This is a genomic window from uncultured Algibacter sp. (genome assembly GCF_947487605.1).
In the GTDB taxonomy this organism is placed as follows: domain Bacteria; phylum Bacteroidota; class Bacteroidia; order Flavobacteriales; family Flavobacteriaceae; genus Algibacter_D.
In genome coordinates this window covers 121,644-137,129 of sequence record NZ_CANKXK010000011.1, presented here as the reverse complement: position 1 = coordinate 137,129, position 15,486 = coordinate 121,644, and the positions used below count along the sequence as shown (strand labels likewise).

General features: G+C 33.2%; 14 protein-coding genes. 5 read left to right on the top strand and 9 right to left on the bottom strand.

All coding sequences use genetic code 11. The annotated features are described in order from the left end of the window. Nucleotides 1-402 precede the first annotated feature (402 nt). Nucleotides 403-1,089, top strand: coding sequence for a hypothetical protein (locus tag Q0739_RS12885; RefSeq protein ID WP_298239151.1), 687 nt, complete (start codon nt 403-405; stop codon nt 1,087-1,089). A 60-nt stretch (nt 1,090-1,149) separates the two neighbouring features. On the opposite strand, the gene Q0739_RS12880 is transcribed toward Q0739_RS12885, so the two are convergent. Both Q0739_RS12880 and Q0739_RS12875 read right to left on the bottom strand, forming a co-directional pair. Beyond that, nucleotides 1,150-2,382 carry a M48 family metallopeptidase gene (locus Q0739_RS12880; protein WP_298239150.1) on the bottom strand — a complete coding sequence of 411 codons (1,233 nt, stop codon included), beginning with the start codon at nt 2,380-2,382 and terminating at the stop codon, nt 1,150-1,152. 88 nt (nt 2,383-2,470) lie between these two features. Further along, a complete protein-coding gene (locus Q0739_RS12875) occupies nt 2,471-3,271 on the bottom strand; it encodes an RNA methyltransferase (RefSeq protein ID WP_298239149.1) in 801 nt (266 codons plus the stop codon). Between the two features lie 36 nt (nt 3,272-3,307). Here Q0739_RS12875 and Q0739_RS12870 point away from each other — a divergent pair, with 36 nt between their 5' ends. Next, on the top strand, nt 3,308-4,246 hold the full coding sequence (locus tag Q0739_RS12870) for a T9SS type A sorting domain-containing protein (RefSeq protein ID WP_298239148.1): 939 nt from the start codon (nt 3,308-3,310) through the stop codon (nt 4,244-4,246). Nucleotides 4,247-4,361: 115 nt separating this feature from the next. After that, the gene (locus tag Q0739_RS12865; protein WP_298239147.1) at nt 4,362-5,150 is read left to right on the top strand and encodes a DUF6503 family protein; all 789 of its coding nucleotides are present in this window, start codon (nt 4,362-4,364) and stop codon (nt 5,148-5,150) included. A gap of 2 nt (nt 5,151-5,152) precedes the next feature. Here Q0739_RS12865 and Q0739_RS12860 read toward each other — a convergent pair whose 3' ends face one another. Further along, nucleotides 5,153-6,220, bottom strand: coding sequence for a DUF3810 domain-containing protein (locus tag Q0739_RS12860; RefSeq protein ID WP_298239146.1), 1,068 nt, complete (start codon nt 6,218-6,220; stop codon nt 5,153-5,155). A gap of 74 nt (nt 6,221-6,294) precedes the next feature. On the opposite strand from Q0739_RS12860, the gene Q0739_RS12855 reads away from it, so the two are divergent. Next, nucleotides 6,295-7,755: an aminoacyl-histidine dipeptidase gene (locus Q0739_RS12855; RefSeq protein WP_298239145.1), complete on the top strand. Its 1,461-nt coding sequence runs from the start codon at nt 6,295-6,297 to the stop codon at nt 7,753-7,755. A 282-nt stretch (nt 7,756-8,037) separates the two neighbouring features. Here the strand turns inward: Q0739_RS12855 and yidD are convergent, their stop codons facing one another. The 6 genes from yidD to Q0739_RS12825 all read right to left on the bottom strand — a co-directional run bounded on the left by yidD (nt 8,038) and on the right by Q0739_RS12825 (nt 13,897). Further along, nucleotides 8,038-8,274, bottom strand: a complete 237-nt coding sequence (gene yidD, locus Q0739_RS12850; protein WP_298239144.1) for a membrane protein insertion efficiency factor YidD — start codon at nt 8,272-8,274, stop codon at nt 8,038-8,040. A 107-nt stretch (nt 8,275-8,381) separates the two neighbouring features. After that, nucleotides 8,382-9,863 (bottom strand): cysteine--tRNA ligase, encoded by a 1,482-nt coding sequence (cysS, locus tag Q0739_RS12845; RefSeq protein WP_298239143.1) that lies wholly within the window; start codon nt 9,861-9,863, stop codon nt 8,382-8,384. Nucleotides 9,864-9,876: 13 nt separating this feature from the next. Continuing rightward, a complete protein-coding gene (locus Q0739_RS12840) occupies nt 9,877-10,239 on the bottom strand; it encodes a four helix bundle protein (RefSeq protein WP_298239142.1) in 363 nt (120 codons plus the stop codon). Between the two features lie 89 nt (nt 10,240-10,328). Then, complete coding sequence (folE, locus tag Q0739_RS12835; RefSeq protein ID WP_298239141.1) at nt 10,329-11,006, bottom strand: GTP cyclohydrolase I FolE; 678 nt, start codon at nt 11,004-11,006, stop codon at nt 10,329-10,331. Nucleotides 11,007-11,173: 167 nt separating this feature from the next. Further along, nucleotides 11,174-12,652, bottom strand: coding sequence for an outer membrane protein transport protein (locus tag Q0739_RS12830; RefSeq protein ID WP_298239140.1), 1,479 nt, complete (start codon nt 12,650-12,652; stop codon nt 11,174-11,176). Between the two features lie 66 nt (nt 12,653-12,718). Next, nucleotides 12,719-13,897, bottom strand: a complete 1,179-nt coding sequence (locus Q0739_RS12825; RefSeq protein WP_298239139.1) for a hypothetical protein — start codon at nt 13,895-13,897, stop codon at nt 12,719-12,721. Between the two features lie 99 nt (nt 13,898-13,996). Here Q0739_RS12825 and proS point away from each other — a divergent pair, with 99 nt between their 5' ends. Continuing rightward, the gene (gene proS, locus Q0739_RS12820; protein ID WP_298239138.1) at nt 13,997-15,475 is read left to right on the top strand and encodes a proline--tRNA ligase; all 1,479 of its coding nucleotides are present in this window, start codon (nt 13,997-13,999) and stop codon (nt 15,473-15,475) included. The last annotated feature ends 11 nt before the right edge of the window (nt 15,476-15,486 follow it).

Here is a 15,486-nt window from a genome sequence, read left to right as displayed (position 1 = left end):
TTTATTATGCAGTGTTACATAAAGAAGTGAATCGACATACTTAAACCTAAACTTCTAGTAACACATCCTCTCTCTGAGGAATTTAAACTCGTCTTGAGTTTCAAGCGGCAAAGATACATTATTATTTTTGATTGGCGATTAACGATTTTCGATTGCTGATTAGAGGTTTGGAATTTAGATTTTGGGATTTGAAATTTAATTCTTTTGGGCATTTTAACACGCTTTCACTACACGTCGGGAAATCAAACAGACATTCAATTGTTAACGGAGTCATTTACCATTTTATATTTTAATTAGAAGGTTATTTTTGTTTTTAAGGGGTTCATGTGATATGTTGTTGTAGCCTACTTCTTTCTTCAATTCTATTATTTAGATTACTTTTGAAATAAATACTTTAGGTTTATGAGCGAAAAAATATTTAGTGATGATTGTTTTATTATTTGTCCTATTGGAAAAGAAAATTCTGATGAGAGGAAACATTCAGACAAATTGCTGAATCATGTTTTTAAACCCGTTTTAGATTCCAAGCAGTATAATACTATTAGAGCTGACCAAGTTGCAAAAGTTGGATTAATTACAACACAAATTATAAATTTAATTTTAGAAAGCTCCCTAGTTATAGCTGATTTAACAGATCAAAACCCTAATGTGTTTTATGAATTAGCTCTAAGACATGCAAGTAGAAAGCCATACATTCAGGTTATTAAAAAAGGCCAAAAAATACCATTTGATTTAGCAGGAATTAGAACAATTCAGGTAGATATAAAGGATTTAGATGATGTAGAGAATGCAAAAAAACAAATTGAAGAACAAATTAAGGAGATAGAGAATGGTCACATTCCAGATTCTCCAGTAACTGTTGCAACCACAACAAGACTTATTCAAGATGATGATAATTTGGCAGAAACAATTGTGAGTCGAATTTATGGAGCAATAAATTGGGATGGAGGTTATAGTTATGATGACAATGATAAACTCGATACGATCGCCAGAAAGTTGTGGAGTTTTAGAGAATATGGTTCAACAAATTTGGAGGACATTGAACGTAAATTAGATGATATATCGAATAAAATAGATAATAAAAAATAGGTTATTTCTTTTGTAGACTCTTATCCTTAATGACTTAAAATATATTTACCCAACACAAACCTACTTCTTCAAATTCCCAATGCGTTTTAAAAGCGTAGGATGCGAATAGTGCATAAACACATAGGCAGGATGTGGTGTTAAATTACTCAAACTATTTTTGGAAAGCTTTTTAAGAGAGGTAATTAAAGGTTCACCTTTATAGGTGTTTTTGGCATAATCATCTGCTTGATATTCAAATTTCCTAGAAAACACATTCATAATCAACCCTGTTATTTCAGAAATAGGCGAGTAGAGGAGTCCAAAAGCAATCAACCCAATATGAAAACTTGGTGTCTCAACGCCCAAAGCTTGCGATAATAGCGGATTCGATATAAACAGCGATAAAATATAAAGCGTCAATCCAGTTAATAAAATAGATGCAAACAAATTAAAAATGATATGCTTCTTTTTATAATGTCCCACTTCGTGAGCAAGAACAGCAACAATTTCTTCATCGTCTAAATCATTAATTAATGTATCGTAAAGTGTTACACGTTTTTCACTACCAAAACCCGAAAAATAAGCATTAGCTTTGGTGCTGCGTTTAGAGCCATCAATTACAAAAATCTTATCTAATTTAAAACCAACCGTTTTAGCGTATGCTGAAATTTTATCTCGTAAAGTACCATCTTCTAAAGGGGTTTGTTTATTAAAAAGCGGTACAATCAATTTAGAATAAAACATATTCATAAATAAGGAAAAAACAGCAATAAGTCCCCAAGCATAGAGCCAAAAATGTTTTCCTATAGTCTCGTAAAACCACATGATTAGTGCTAAAATGCCACCGCCAACAATAGCCATCATCAACCAACCTTTAATTTTATCTAAGAAAAATGTTTTTACAGTCGTTTTATTAAACCCGAATTTTTCTTCAATAACAAAAGTGCTGTAATATGAAAACGGTGTGGTTAAAATATCGCTGCCAATCATAATAATTCCAAAGAAAATAAGCGCAACAATAATTGGGTTTTCACTATAAGCTCTAGCAATATTATCTACAAATTTAAAACCATCAAAAATTAAAAACCCTAAAGTTAGAATGATAGAAAAAGTAGAAGTTAGTAATCCAAATTTGTAATTAGTAGCTTTATAGTTTTGTGATTTTTTATATTCAACTTCATCATAAACATCTTGTAACTCATTAGGAAGTTTATCGTTAAAATGTTTTGCGTTTAAAGCATCTAAAACCTTATCAACTATAAAATTGATAACAATAATGGCGATGATGATGTAAAATAGGGTAGTTGAATTCATAAAATAAAAAATTCCAATATTTAAAACGCTAAATTCCAAAGCGTAGCGTATTTGTAATTTAGTTTTTGTAATTTGTTTTTTGAGATTTTCATAAAAAATCTCTTTGTCTTTTGGCTTCAAAAATAAGAATTCCAGCAGCTACAGAAACATTCATAGAATCAATTTCACCTTGCATAGGGATTATAATATTTTGAGTCGCGTTTTCTAACCACTCACTACTTAGTCCAGTAGCTTCTGTGCCTACAACAATGGCAGTTGGTTTAGTATAATTCAGTGTATGATAACCCACTGATACTTCTAGAGCCGCACAGTAAATATTTATATTTTCACCCTTAAGAAATTTAATAATCTCTGTAGTAGTTCCTGTAGCGATGTTATTTGTAAATAAACAACCCACGCTAGAGCGAATAATATTAGGATTGTATAAATCTGTTTTAGGATTTGCAATAATGACAGCATCCACATTTGCGGCATCAGCAGTTCTTAAAATGGCACCAATGTTTCCAGGTTTTTCAGGAGCTTCTGCTATTAAAATTAGAGGGTTTTCGTTTTTAAACGTTAAATCAGTTAAATAATTTTTTTTTGATTTTGCAATAGCTATAATACCTTCAGTAGTTCCACGATAAGCTAATTTTTGATAGATTTCTTTTGAAATTTCAATGATGTTGAGTTGTTGATTTGTTAAGTTGTTTAGCTGTTCTAAAGAAAATAATTCAGAATAGATTAGTATTGTTTCAAACTCATAACCACCTTTTAAGGCTAAAGAAATTTCGCGTACACCTTCAATTATGAAAGTGCCAGTTTTTTTACGTTCGCGCGATTTATCTTTTAATTGTGCGAGTTGACGAATAAAAGCGTTTTGTGTACTAGTAATTAACTTTGTAGGCAATTTTTTACTAATTTTATAATGCAAATTTAAGTTATTATGAAGCAAAGTTTACTATTCATGTTAATGATTTTATGTTCAATGGTCATAAACTCTCAAGTTCCTTGTGGAATTACATCTTTAACCGAATGTGATGATGGCTCGTCAATTGATCAATCTGTACTTATTGATTTAACCCAATTAAATGATACTTATCCCTTTTGCTATACTTTTGCAGATCCATCTAAGTACAAAACTCCTACACATTATAATAGTATGGATGATGCCAATTTAGGTATTAATGTAATAGATAACCCCGAAGCTTATAAGGTTTATATGACTTATGGTGAAGAAGGAGAATTTATATATGCAAGGGCAGAACCCCTAGAATCAGGATTGCCTGTTCTTGTAAATGTTTTTTGCGAAGTAAAAGGAGCAGAACCTCCGTCGGTTTCTGTTTCAAATTTTGAAGTATTAGATGAAGATGATAATGGTTTTGCTACTTTTGACTTAGATGTTAAAGGTACGGAAATAGCTTCATCTTCAAATTTCTTATATACTTACGTTACGTTTCATGAAACAGAAAATGATGCTTTAAATGATGAGAATGCAATTTACGGTAATTATGTAAATACTGTTCCTAATGAGCAAACCATATATGTGCGAGCAACACCAGATTTTCATATAGGTTGTTTTAGTGTTCATGAGATGAAACTTATTGCTTCAAATTCTTTGAGTATCAATTCTTTTGATGGTATAGGAGTGTTGCTTTACCCAAACCCAGCAAGCGATTTAGTTAACTTAAGCTTTGGTAGAGCTTTATCTCATGAAACAAAAATTAAAGTTTACGATATTCAAGGAAAGCTAGTTTTAGATTTCAAAGATGAACTAAAGCACAACACTTATAAATTTAATATATCCTCCTTAAAGATTGGTGTGTATTTTGTAAAAGTGGACAATGACACAGAAGAGCACATTAAAAGGCTATGTAAGAAATAATGAGGCATTAATTTAAGTTGATAAAAAACTTCGGATGTTATCTGAAGCTTTTTTTATTGTAATTTGTTCGCCATAAGATAGATATACTAAATCATAAAATTTAAGAAACACTAAAATGAAAAAAACACTCTTCTTAATTAGTGTAATTTCAATATTCTGCTGTAAAAACAAAACAACACCAACAGTAGATTATTCTGAAGAAAACCTAGACGTAACAACAAGCATCTACCCAGAGAATATTACAAAAATATTTGATGCTCATGGTGGTTTAGATGTATGGAATACAATGAAATTAACAGAGTTTACCATAGAAAGAGCAAATGGAAATGAAGTAACTACTACTAACATAAAAAACAGAAAATCTTTAATAGAAATGCCTAAACATACACTTGGTTTTAATGGTAAAGATGTTTGGTTACAAAGTAAAGACAGTACAGCATTTAAAGAAAATCCAAGGTTTTATTATAATTTAATGTTCTATTTTTATGCGATGCCATTTGTTTTGGCAGATGACGGTATTATATATAAAGATACTAATCCCTTGGTTTTTGAAGGCAAAACGTATCCAGGTATTAAAATTTCTTATGATGCAGGAGTAGGCGAATCACCAGATGATGAGTATGTGTTGTATTATGATGCCGAAACATACAAAATGGTTTGGTTAAGTTATACGGTTACCTATTTTTCTAAAGAAAAAAGTAAAACGTTTAAGTTTATAAAATATAGCAATTGGGAAACTATAGATGGCTTGTTATTGCCAGAAACATTAACATGGTATAAATACGAAAATAATATGCCTACTGTAAAAGCTAGCGATTTAAAGTTTATTGATGCGAAACTTTCAAAAGAAAAACCTGATTCTGAAATTTTTGAAGTTCCCGAAGGTGCGACACTTGTAGAGTAATGTTATAAGGAATGATTTTCGATATAGTTTACTAATAAAGCAACAACATAGCTGTAGCTTTCCATACCTTTACCTTGATTGTTGGCTTTTAAAAAATTACCGTAAAAAAGTTTAAAGAATGGTTCTACTGGGTTTTTATGAGCTTCCCAGAACTCACGAGTTTCTTTATAGTTTTTTAGGATGCCTTTATTTACATCGGCGGCCATGTCTTCAAACAAACATTCGTCTCTCATATAAATTTCATTTAGGCAAAAACGTAAACCAAAAGTGTATCCAGCATATTTAAAATAAATATTATCATGATTTGTAGCAGCCATAAAGCCAATAAAATTAGCTTCATTTTCAGCAGCATAACCTAGTTGGTGAGCCATTTCATGAGAAGTCGTCGTTGGGAATTTAAAAACAGGAATAATACCATCTACCTGCGCTTCGTTTGTTAACGGATTTAAATAACCACTAAACCCCATATATGTCAAGGGGTAACTAAATAATGATTTTTTTATACTTCTTGGATGGTATTCTAAATGCGGAAAGCGTTCTTTTAAGTTTTCGTAACCATTTGGGGCTAACTTAAGTATATCACTTTTGCTTAAAGGTAAATTTATTTTAACCGTATCGTTATCAGTTATTTTTAAGTGTATTGAATTAGATTTTTCAATTAGCTTGTTAGTTACATCTATTAATTGCTGGGTCGAATATTCCGATTTTAAATTTAGATTCTTATGTAATGGTAACCTATAATAATTAATTCCCCATAATACATGAAAGGCAAAATAGATAATAGAAATAACTGCAAAAATATCTACAACCCAATTTTTAGTATCTTTTCTAAGTCGTTTTCTGTTTTTATAAAACCATCGAATAGAATATATAATAGCCAAAGCATAGAATATGTCTCCAAAAGAAAATGGAACCCAACCAAACACATATCTAAAAATTTTTGATAGAAAAGGATATAGTCCATTACTGTAATAGTGTTCAATAAATTCAGGGAAATTTGAAAGCAATTTTATAAGTAAATATTGCGGAACTATACTTAGTGCGATTACTAATTTTGTTTTCTTCAGCATAAATCAAAAATAGGAAAATGTTTATTAATCCTCTCAAGTAAAATGTATCTTTGTTTTATTAGATTTTTAAGATTATGAATTCAGAAATAAGACAACTTGAACCAAAAGCATTGTGGAATAAATTTGCCGATTTAAACGCTGTACCAAGACCATCAAAAAAAGAAGAACGTGTAATCGCTTTTATGAAAGATTTTGGTGAAAACTTAGGTTTAAAAACCATTGAAGATGAAGTTGGGAATGTTATCATTAAAAAACCTGCAACAGCTGGTATGGAAGATAGAACCATTGTAGTTATGCAGTCGCATTTAGATATGGTACACCAAAAAAATGGAGATACTAGTTTTGATTTTGATACACAAGGTATTGAAATGTATGTAGATGGCGATTGGGTAAGAGCAAAAGGAACCACATTAGGAGCAGACAATGGGCTAGGAGTAGCAACTATTATGGCGATTTTAGAAAGTACAGATATTCCACATCCAGCAATTGAAGCCCTATTTACCATAGATGAAGAAACCGGAATGACAGGTGCGATGGGGTTAAAAGGCGGTTTGCTATCGGGAGGTATTTTATTAAATCTAGACACCGAAGAAGATGATGAAATAGGTGTGGGGTGCGCAGGAGGCATAGACGTTACAGCGACTAGAAGTTACGAGGAAGAGGAGACACCAGAGTTTAAAATTGGCTATAACATAGAGGTTAAGGGTTTACAAGGTGGTCACTCAGGTATGCAAATTCATGAAGGTTTGGGTAACGCCAATAAAATTTTGAATCGTTTATTGTTTGATGGTTTCGAAAATTATGGGTTAAGAATTTCTGAAATTGATGGTGGTAGTTTACGAAACGCCATACCACGAGAAAGTAGTGCGATAGTTGCTATAGATGCTATTCATGAAGACGCTTTTTTATTAGAAATTAATATACTTTCCAATGCCATAAAGAAAGAGCTTAAAACTATGGAACCTGATTTGATAATTGAGGTTTCGAAAATTGAAACACCAAAATCAATCATGGATTTAGGGGTTCAAGAAGGTTTTACAAGGGCTATGTATACAGCACTTAATGGTGTTTACAGAATGAGCGCAGATATTCCCGATTTGGTTGAAACTTCTAATAATATTGCAAGAGTTATTGTAAAGGACTGTAGTATTAAGGTGGGCTGTTTAACACGATCTTCGGTAGAAAGTTCTAAAATGGATTTAGCCAATACCCTTCGTGCTACTTTTGAATTAACAGGTTGTGAAGTGACGCTTTCTGGAGATTATCCTGGATGGACGCCAAACATGGACTCTGAAATTTTGAAAGTTATGACGAAGTTATATGAGGAATTAAACGGTGAAAAACCACATGTTGCTGCTTGTCATGCGGGTTTAGAGTGTGGTATTTTAGGGCAAAATTACCCAGAGATGGATATGATTAGTTTTGGACCTAATATAAAAGGCGCACACTCGCCTGATGAACGCGCTCAAATTTCATCGGTTCAAAAGTATTGGAATTTTGTTTTAGAGATTTTGAAAGAGATTCCAAGTAAATAATCGCTAAAACGCATTTAATCGATAAAATTTGCGTTTCATGGATAATTTTATATATATTTGTTAACAACCAAAAATAAACTTGTTAAAAGCATTTTTTGAGTGAAACATAAAGTAAGCACCCAAATCAGCCTCTAAAAAGAAACATTCAAAAAATTGCTTTTTACTTTTTATTATTATCGGGTACAGGATCGTAGCCAGAGCCTCCCCAGGGCGATAGAGCGTAAAGAAAATGTACAGTGTACATTTTTAGAGAACAGGCGAGCTGGCGCAATGGCATAGTTTTTAGTTGTCATCCTTTTCAGGTACAGGATCGTAGCCAGAGCCTCCCCAGGGATGACAACTAAAAATTCTTTTTATAGCCAACCATCCACCTTTAAATAAACCGTGTTTTTGTAATGCTTCTTTAGAGTAATGAGAGCAAGTTGGTTGAAATCTACAGGTTGCAGGTGTTAGCGGAGATATAAGTGTTTGGTACACTTTTATCAAAAACAAAAATGGGGCTATGAGTAGTTTTTTCATTTTTGTGCTATACTGTCAGGTCGAGCTTGTCGAAACCTATTTTTAGTATGAAATAAATTGATATATTTCTACAGGTTTAATATGACTTATTACTCCAATTGTTCTTTTTAGTTAACGCTGAACGTCGTCCCGTCTTTACCATCTTTAAGCTGAATGCCAACGGCAGCAAGTTCATCTCGAATTTTATCAGACATAGCAAAATCTTTATTTGCTCTCGCATCTTGTCTTAGCCTTATTAATACATCTACAGCTCCAGAAAGTTTATCGGTTCCAGAATCGCTTTTAGCGTTGTTTTCTAAGCCTAAAATGTCGTAAACAAAATTGTTAATTGTTTCTTTTAGTAAGTTTAAATCCTCAATAGATAGTGTTTCAGAACCTTCCTTAACTTGGTTGATATATTTTACTGCTTCAAATAAATGAGCGACTAAAATAGGGGAGTTGAAATCGTCATTCATAGCATCATAACATCTCTGTTTCCATGCAGGAATATCTATTGAAGATGTTTCCGATGCTTTTAAACTATCCAAAAGATTTACAGCATCCATGAGTCTATAAAATCCTTTTTCACTTGCTAATAATCCATCATCCGTTAAATCTAATACACTTCGGTAAGATGATTGTGCATTAAAGAACCTAATAACACTAGGTGCATAAGCTTTACTGAAGAATTTGTTATTTCCAGATAATAATTCATCAGGATTAACGGTGTTTCCTGTTGTTTTAGACATACGTTGCCCGTTCAACTCTAACATATTGGCATGCATCCAGTAGTTTACAGGACTAACTCCTTTGGCTGCTTCATTTTGAGCAATTTCACATTCGTGATGGGGAAACTTTAAATCCATACCACCACCGTGAATATCAAATTGTTCTCCCAAATATTTTGTACTCATGGCTGTACATTCTAAATGCCAACCAGGAAAGCCATCACTCCAAGGAGAAGGCCATCGCATAATGTGCTGAGGTTCGGCTTTTTTCCAAAGTGCAAAATCTTGCGGATTCTTTTTATCACTTTGTCCGTCAAGTGTACGCGTATTATGTATTAAATCTTCCAGCTTACGCTTACTTAATTTTCCATATTCGTTTGTTTCATCAAACTTATGTACATCGAAATAGACAGATCCATTAACCTCGTAAGCAAAACCATTTTCAATAATTTTACTTATCAATTCAATCTGTTCAATAATATGTCCCGTTGCAGTGGGTTCTATACTTGGCGGTAAAAAATTAAATGTATTAAGTACGTTATGAAAATCTACAGTATAACGCTGAACCACTTCCATAGGTTCAATTTCCTCTAAACGTGCCTTTTTCGTAATTTTATCTTCTCCAACGTCTGCATCGTTTTCTAAATGGCCAGCATCAGTAATATTTCTAACATATCTTACTTTATAACCTAAATGTTTTAAATAACGAAAAACCATATCAAAAGACATAAAGGTTCTTACATTACCTAAATGAACATTGCTATAAACGGTAGGTCCACAAACATACATGCCTATGTAACCTTCGTTAATAGGTTTGAAGTTTTCTTTTTTGCCAGTAAGCGAGTTATATAATTTAATTTGGTGTTCTTTGTAGAGTTGCATAGTTGTTAAGTCGTTAGGACTTTAGAAAATGATTTCGTAATGAATTAATCTTGTTGGTTATAGATTCAACTTCAAATCTAATATTTTTATAGTTTTCTTCGGAAATAAATTCGAGTTCTTTTGATATTATAGCTTGATTTAACAATTCTAGCGCAGAACTATAGGCCATAGTCATGAAATGTGCTTTATCTTTATTTGTTAATCGAGCTGTTCCTTCTGCTATATTAGAGGAAACAGAAACGGAACATCGTCTCATTTGTGAAATTAATCCAAATTTTTCTTCTTTTGGAAATAAGTCTGTGATTTTATACGTTTTAACTCCAAGTTGAATAGCTTCTTTCCAAACCTCTAATTTTTCAAACGAGTATAAGTGCATCTTTATATTGTTTAGTTGTTTGTCGTTTAGTTGTTAAGCTGATTATTTCTATTCAACTTTACGTCTTTACGACTAAACATCAAACATATTTAGAATTTAGTATCTAGCTTGATATAATCAAGAAATTCGCGACGTGTACCCATATCTTTAAATTTCCCCCCAAATTCAGAAGTTACCGTACTACTTTCAATATCTCTAATTCCTCTTGAGTTTACACATAAATGCTTAGCATCGATTACACATGCTACATCTTTAGTATCTAACACTTCTTGAAGTTCTCTAACAATTTGTATGGTTAAACGCTCTTGAACTTGCGGGCGCTTTGCAAAATAATCAACAATTCTATTCATCTTTGATAAACCCACAACTGTTCCATTAGAAATATAGGCGATATGAGCTTTTCCTACTATAGGTAGTAAATGATGCTCACAGGTTGAATAAACGGTAATGTTTTTTTCAACAAGCATTTCTCCATACTTATACTTATTTTCGAAAGTAGAAGCATTTGGTTTTTTATTAGGGTTCAAGCCTCCAAAAATCTCGTTAACAAACATTTTGGCAACACGATTTGGGGTGCCATTCAAACTGTCGTCACTTAAATCGAGTCCAAGTGTTTCCATAATATGGCGCACATCATCCTTAATAATGTCTATTTTTTCATCATTATTTAGCTTAAAAGCATCACCGCGCATTGGCGTGTTTTCTGAAGTGCCAATGTGTTCGTTTCCTAAAGAATCAAAATCTTCTAAATTATTCTCAAATTTCATCTGCGAAAAATAACGTTTTTAGTCTGCAAAGATAAGCATTTCACTTTGCATAATTAAACAATTTGTAATATGGCTTGTTAGTCTCATTTATGTGGAACTTATTACATTTAAATGAAAAAAGCTTGAATTTTTAGGTTCAAGCTTTTGGTTTATTGAAGTTGTTCTTATTATATGTTAAAACTTAAAGATAAGGTTATATTAGAATTTGTTCTATCAATTGAAACGGTGTCAATTAAACCTAAACTATAAAGTGGTGTTTCGAACGATCGTTCAGATTGATCATAAGTGATATCTAATTTTGTGTTGCCGAAGTTATATCCTAATCCGAGTGAATAACCATTTAAATCGCCTACTGTAACGCCATTGGCATATGGGCTTTCTTCGAAACGATAACCGCCTCTAAAGCTAAATTGTTTGTGTTTGTATTCTCCACCTAAACGATAAGTAGATGCATCTGTTAGGGTATTGCTAATAAAATTATTTTCGTCTGCAAACGCTGGATCAGATGTTGGTCTAAATTCGGTTTTGCTATAATCTTTTCTTGAATAGTCAAAGCTAATTAAACCTTGTTTTTCAAAAATATAGGCTAAGCTTCCCGTGATTTTTGCAGGAGTTTGAATTTTGTATTCTGGAAATAAATTTACTACTTGAGGATTTATTTCTATAAACCCATTAATGCCGTCAGTACCTAAATATTGTGTCGTTTCTTCTTCAATAGTATACCAGGTTGGAGAATCGTAAGTTAGTCCTACTCGAAATTCTTGGCTTAATTTTAATATACCACCTAATTGAAATGAAAAGCCAGTACCTGTAGTAGATAAATTATTTTCGAACTCAATAAAATCTACATCAGAACCGTTAAAGTTTTCTTCAAAAAGTAAAGTTGAACGCTGGTAATCTATAAAATGAGAATTTAGATTTAACCCTAAGTACAAATTTTCTTCATATTGGGCAGCCACATTAAAAGATATTTTCCCGTTGTATCCCGTTGAGGTTTTGGTGTAATCGTGGTCGAAGTTGCCTTCAGCTAAATTTAAAAAATAAGTAGTGTTATCGTCAGCATCAACTTCTGGATCAATTATAAAAGACTCAAAGCCTAAAAAAGCTTGCTGATTACCAAATCCGTAAGCGCTTCCAATTTCTTGATAGGCTTGATTAAGACCCTCTCCAGGAAAAGCAGAAATTTCATCCAGCCTAAGTCCATCAGCATAATCGAAGAAATAACTTCCAATTGTATTATTGAAATTACTACTGTTAGTATTTGTACCAAAAGCAAACCAATTATCATCAAAATTATTAGTTCTTTCGTAAGCAACACCTATGGTGAATTTCTTCCATGGCGAATCACTATTACTTGCAAAAACAAAAGAAGCACCCCCTTGATGAATATCAAAATTTGATTCACTTGATGATCCTAAACCATTAAAGTAACGAGTATCATTACTAACTTCGGCATTCGATAAACTAAAGGAAGCATGACTCTGGCTAAATACAGCTGATCCAGCAGGGTTTATGCTTACGGCACTCATGTCGCCACCAAGTGCGCCAAAGGCGCCACTTAAAGCTCTAAAACGAGCCGTCCCTTGAATTTCATCTTGCGAATAACGTAAAGCATCGGTAATATCTTGCCCGTATATTGTGGACATAGAAAGTATGCTTATGAATAGTATTTGTAACTTTTTCATCTGTTAAATTTATTTTTTTTAATGATTTTATCCGCGTCTTCTGGTGCTTGAAGTTCCTGAACTCCTTCTACTACTTGACGATCTGGAAGCAGAACTAGATCTAGAACTACTGCTACTTCTACTAGGTGAATAGCTGCGATTATTGCTAGATGAACTACTTCTTCGACTGTATGTTGAATTATTATTTGAAGAAGAACTTCTATTATATGAAGGCGATGATCTATACACCGAACTAGAATTCCTTCTAGCTGTAGATGACGAAGACCGCGCTCTTGAGTTTGAAGAAGGTGTTACAGAGCGACTTCGTCTCATGGTTGAAGTGCCTCGAGAATTTTGACTACTATATCTATTGTTTGGAGAGGAATATGTGCTACTGCTACGTCTTGCGGTATTATTTGAATTTACGCCAGACCTATTGCTATTTGAAGCTACACTACTCCGTCTTGAAGTGTAATATTTAGAATTCGTTCTAGTGTTTCGACTTGTTACGCTAGATCGTCTAGATAACGAACTATTGCGGCTGCTTATGCCCGAGGTGTTTCTTCCATAATAAGACCCTCTTCGTCCAGCATTATAAGCGTAATTTCTTCCATAATATCTATTGCCATAGAATCCATTCCAACCCCAGTTGTTATAACCCCAAGCAATACCTGTATTCCAGCCCCAGCCAAAACCACTACCATAATAAGGTGGACACCAGAAAGGATCGTTGAATCCCCAGCTGTTCCAGCCCCATGAATTCCATCCCCATCTGTTCCAACGGTTCCATCTCCAATTATTCCATCCCCAATTAAATCCAGCGTTCCAACCCCAGTTGTTCCAACCGTTATCTATATAGTTTATGGTAACATTATTGCTATTTTGACCCCAACCAGCATTACCTTGATAATCATTTGCTAGAGGATCGGCTTCATCATAATTACCACTTTCGTAAGAATCAATATCAGTAAAAATGGCATCTTCGGCAGAGATATTTTCTGCTTCTAAAGATTTATTTCTAAAATAGTTTTTATAATAATTGCTATTGGATTGGTTTGGTATTTCAACAACCGCTTCTTCATATTGATTTGTATTATCGCTAGTGCCGTAAATACCATCATTATCAACGCCCACATATTGGTAAGAGCCACATGATACTAAGCTAACTAGTAATCCAAAAATGGCTATTAAAGGCATTTTTCTCTGTAGGTAGTTATTTAATTGCATATCTCAAGAATTTAATTGTTGAACATAACAAAAATAGTTAGTTTTGCTGAACTATTTTTCTATTTAACTTAGTCACAATATTTGTGCCAAAACAATAATATGAGTAAAAAACTTACGAGTAGAGCAGAAGATTATTCGAAATGGTATAACGAATTGGTTGTCAAGGCAGACCTAGCGGAGAATTCGGCTGTTAGGGGTTGTATGGTAATCAAGCCTTATGGCTATGCTATTTGGGAAAAAATGCAAGCAGAATTGGACAAAATGTTTAAAGAAACTGGGCATCAAAACGCGTATTTTCCACTTTTTGTTCCTAAAAGTTTATTTGAAGCTGAAGAAAAAAATGCTGAAGGTTTTGCTAAAGAATGTGCTATTGTAACTCATTATAGATTACAGAACGACCCAGATAAACCTGGGAAGTTGCGAGTAGACCCTGAAGCAAAGTTGGAAGAAGAACTTATTGTAAGGCCAACTAGTGAAGCTATTATTTGGAATACCTATAGAGGATGGATTCAATCTTATAGAGATTTACCACTTTTAATTAATCAATGGGCTAATGTTGTACGTTGGGAAATGCGTACACGTTTATTTTTACGAACTGCAGAATTTTTATGGCAAGAAGGACATACAGCACATGCAACTAAGCAGGAAGCTGTTACTGAAGCAGCATTAATGAATAATGTTTACGCTACTTTTGTTGAAAACTTTATGGCTATACCTGTTATTCAAGGTTTGAAAACCGAAAGTGAGCGATTTGCTGGGGCAGAAGAAACTTATTGTATAGAGGCCTTGATGCAAGACGGAAAGGCACTACAAGCTGGAACTTCGCACTTTTTAGGTCAGAACTTCGCTAAGGCATTCGATGTAAAGTTTGCTAATAAGGAAGGTAAGCAAGATTATGTTTGGGCAACGTCATGGGGTGTTTCTACACGCTTAATGGGTGCATTAATTATGACTCATAGTGATGATCATGGATTAGTTTTACCTCCAAGTTTGGCTCCAAACCAAGTTGTAATAGTACCTATTTATAAGAGTGAAGAAGACTTGAATGCAATTACCGAAGTTGCCAATGGTATTTTAAGTGATTTACGTGGAAAAAATATTACTGTTAAATACGATAATAGAACCACGCATAGACCAGGGGCTAAATTTGCACAGCACGAATTGCAAGGTGTGCCTTTACGAATTGCTATTGGGGCAAGAGATTTGGCTAATGGAACTGTAGAAATAGCACGTAGAGATACTTTAACAAAAGAAGTAACTGCTTTAGATGGTATAACTCAAAAAATTGAAGGGTTATTAAAGGAAATTCAAGAAGCGTTGTTTAGCAAAGCTTTAGATTTTAGAAATAGTCATATTACTAAAGTTGATAATTTTGATGAATTTAAAGAAGTTTTAGAAACAAAAACGGGTTTTATTTCGGCTCATTGGGATGGTACTCCAGAAACAGAAGATAAAATAAAAGAATTAACGAAAGCTACAATAAGGTGTATTCCTTTAGAAAGTAAGGAAGAAATAGGCGTTTGTGTCTATACTGGAAACCCTTCTAAACGTAGAGTATTGTTTGCGAAAGCGTATTAATTCTTCTAAAG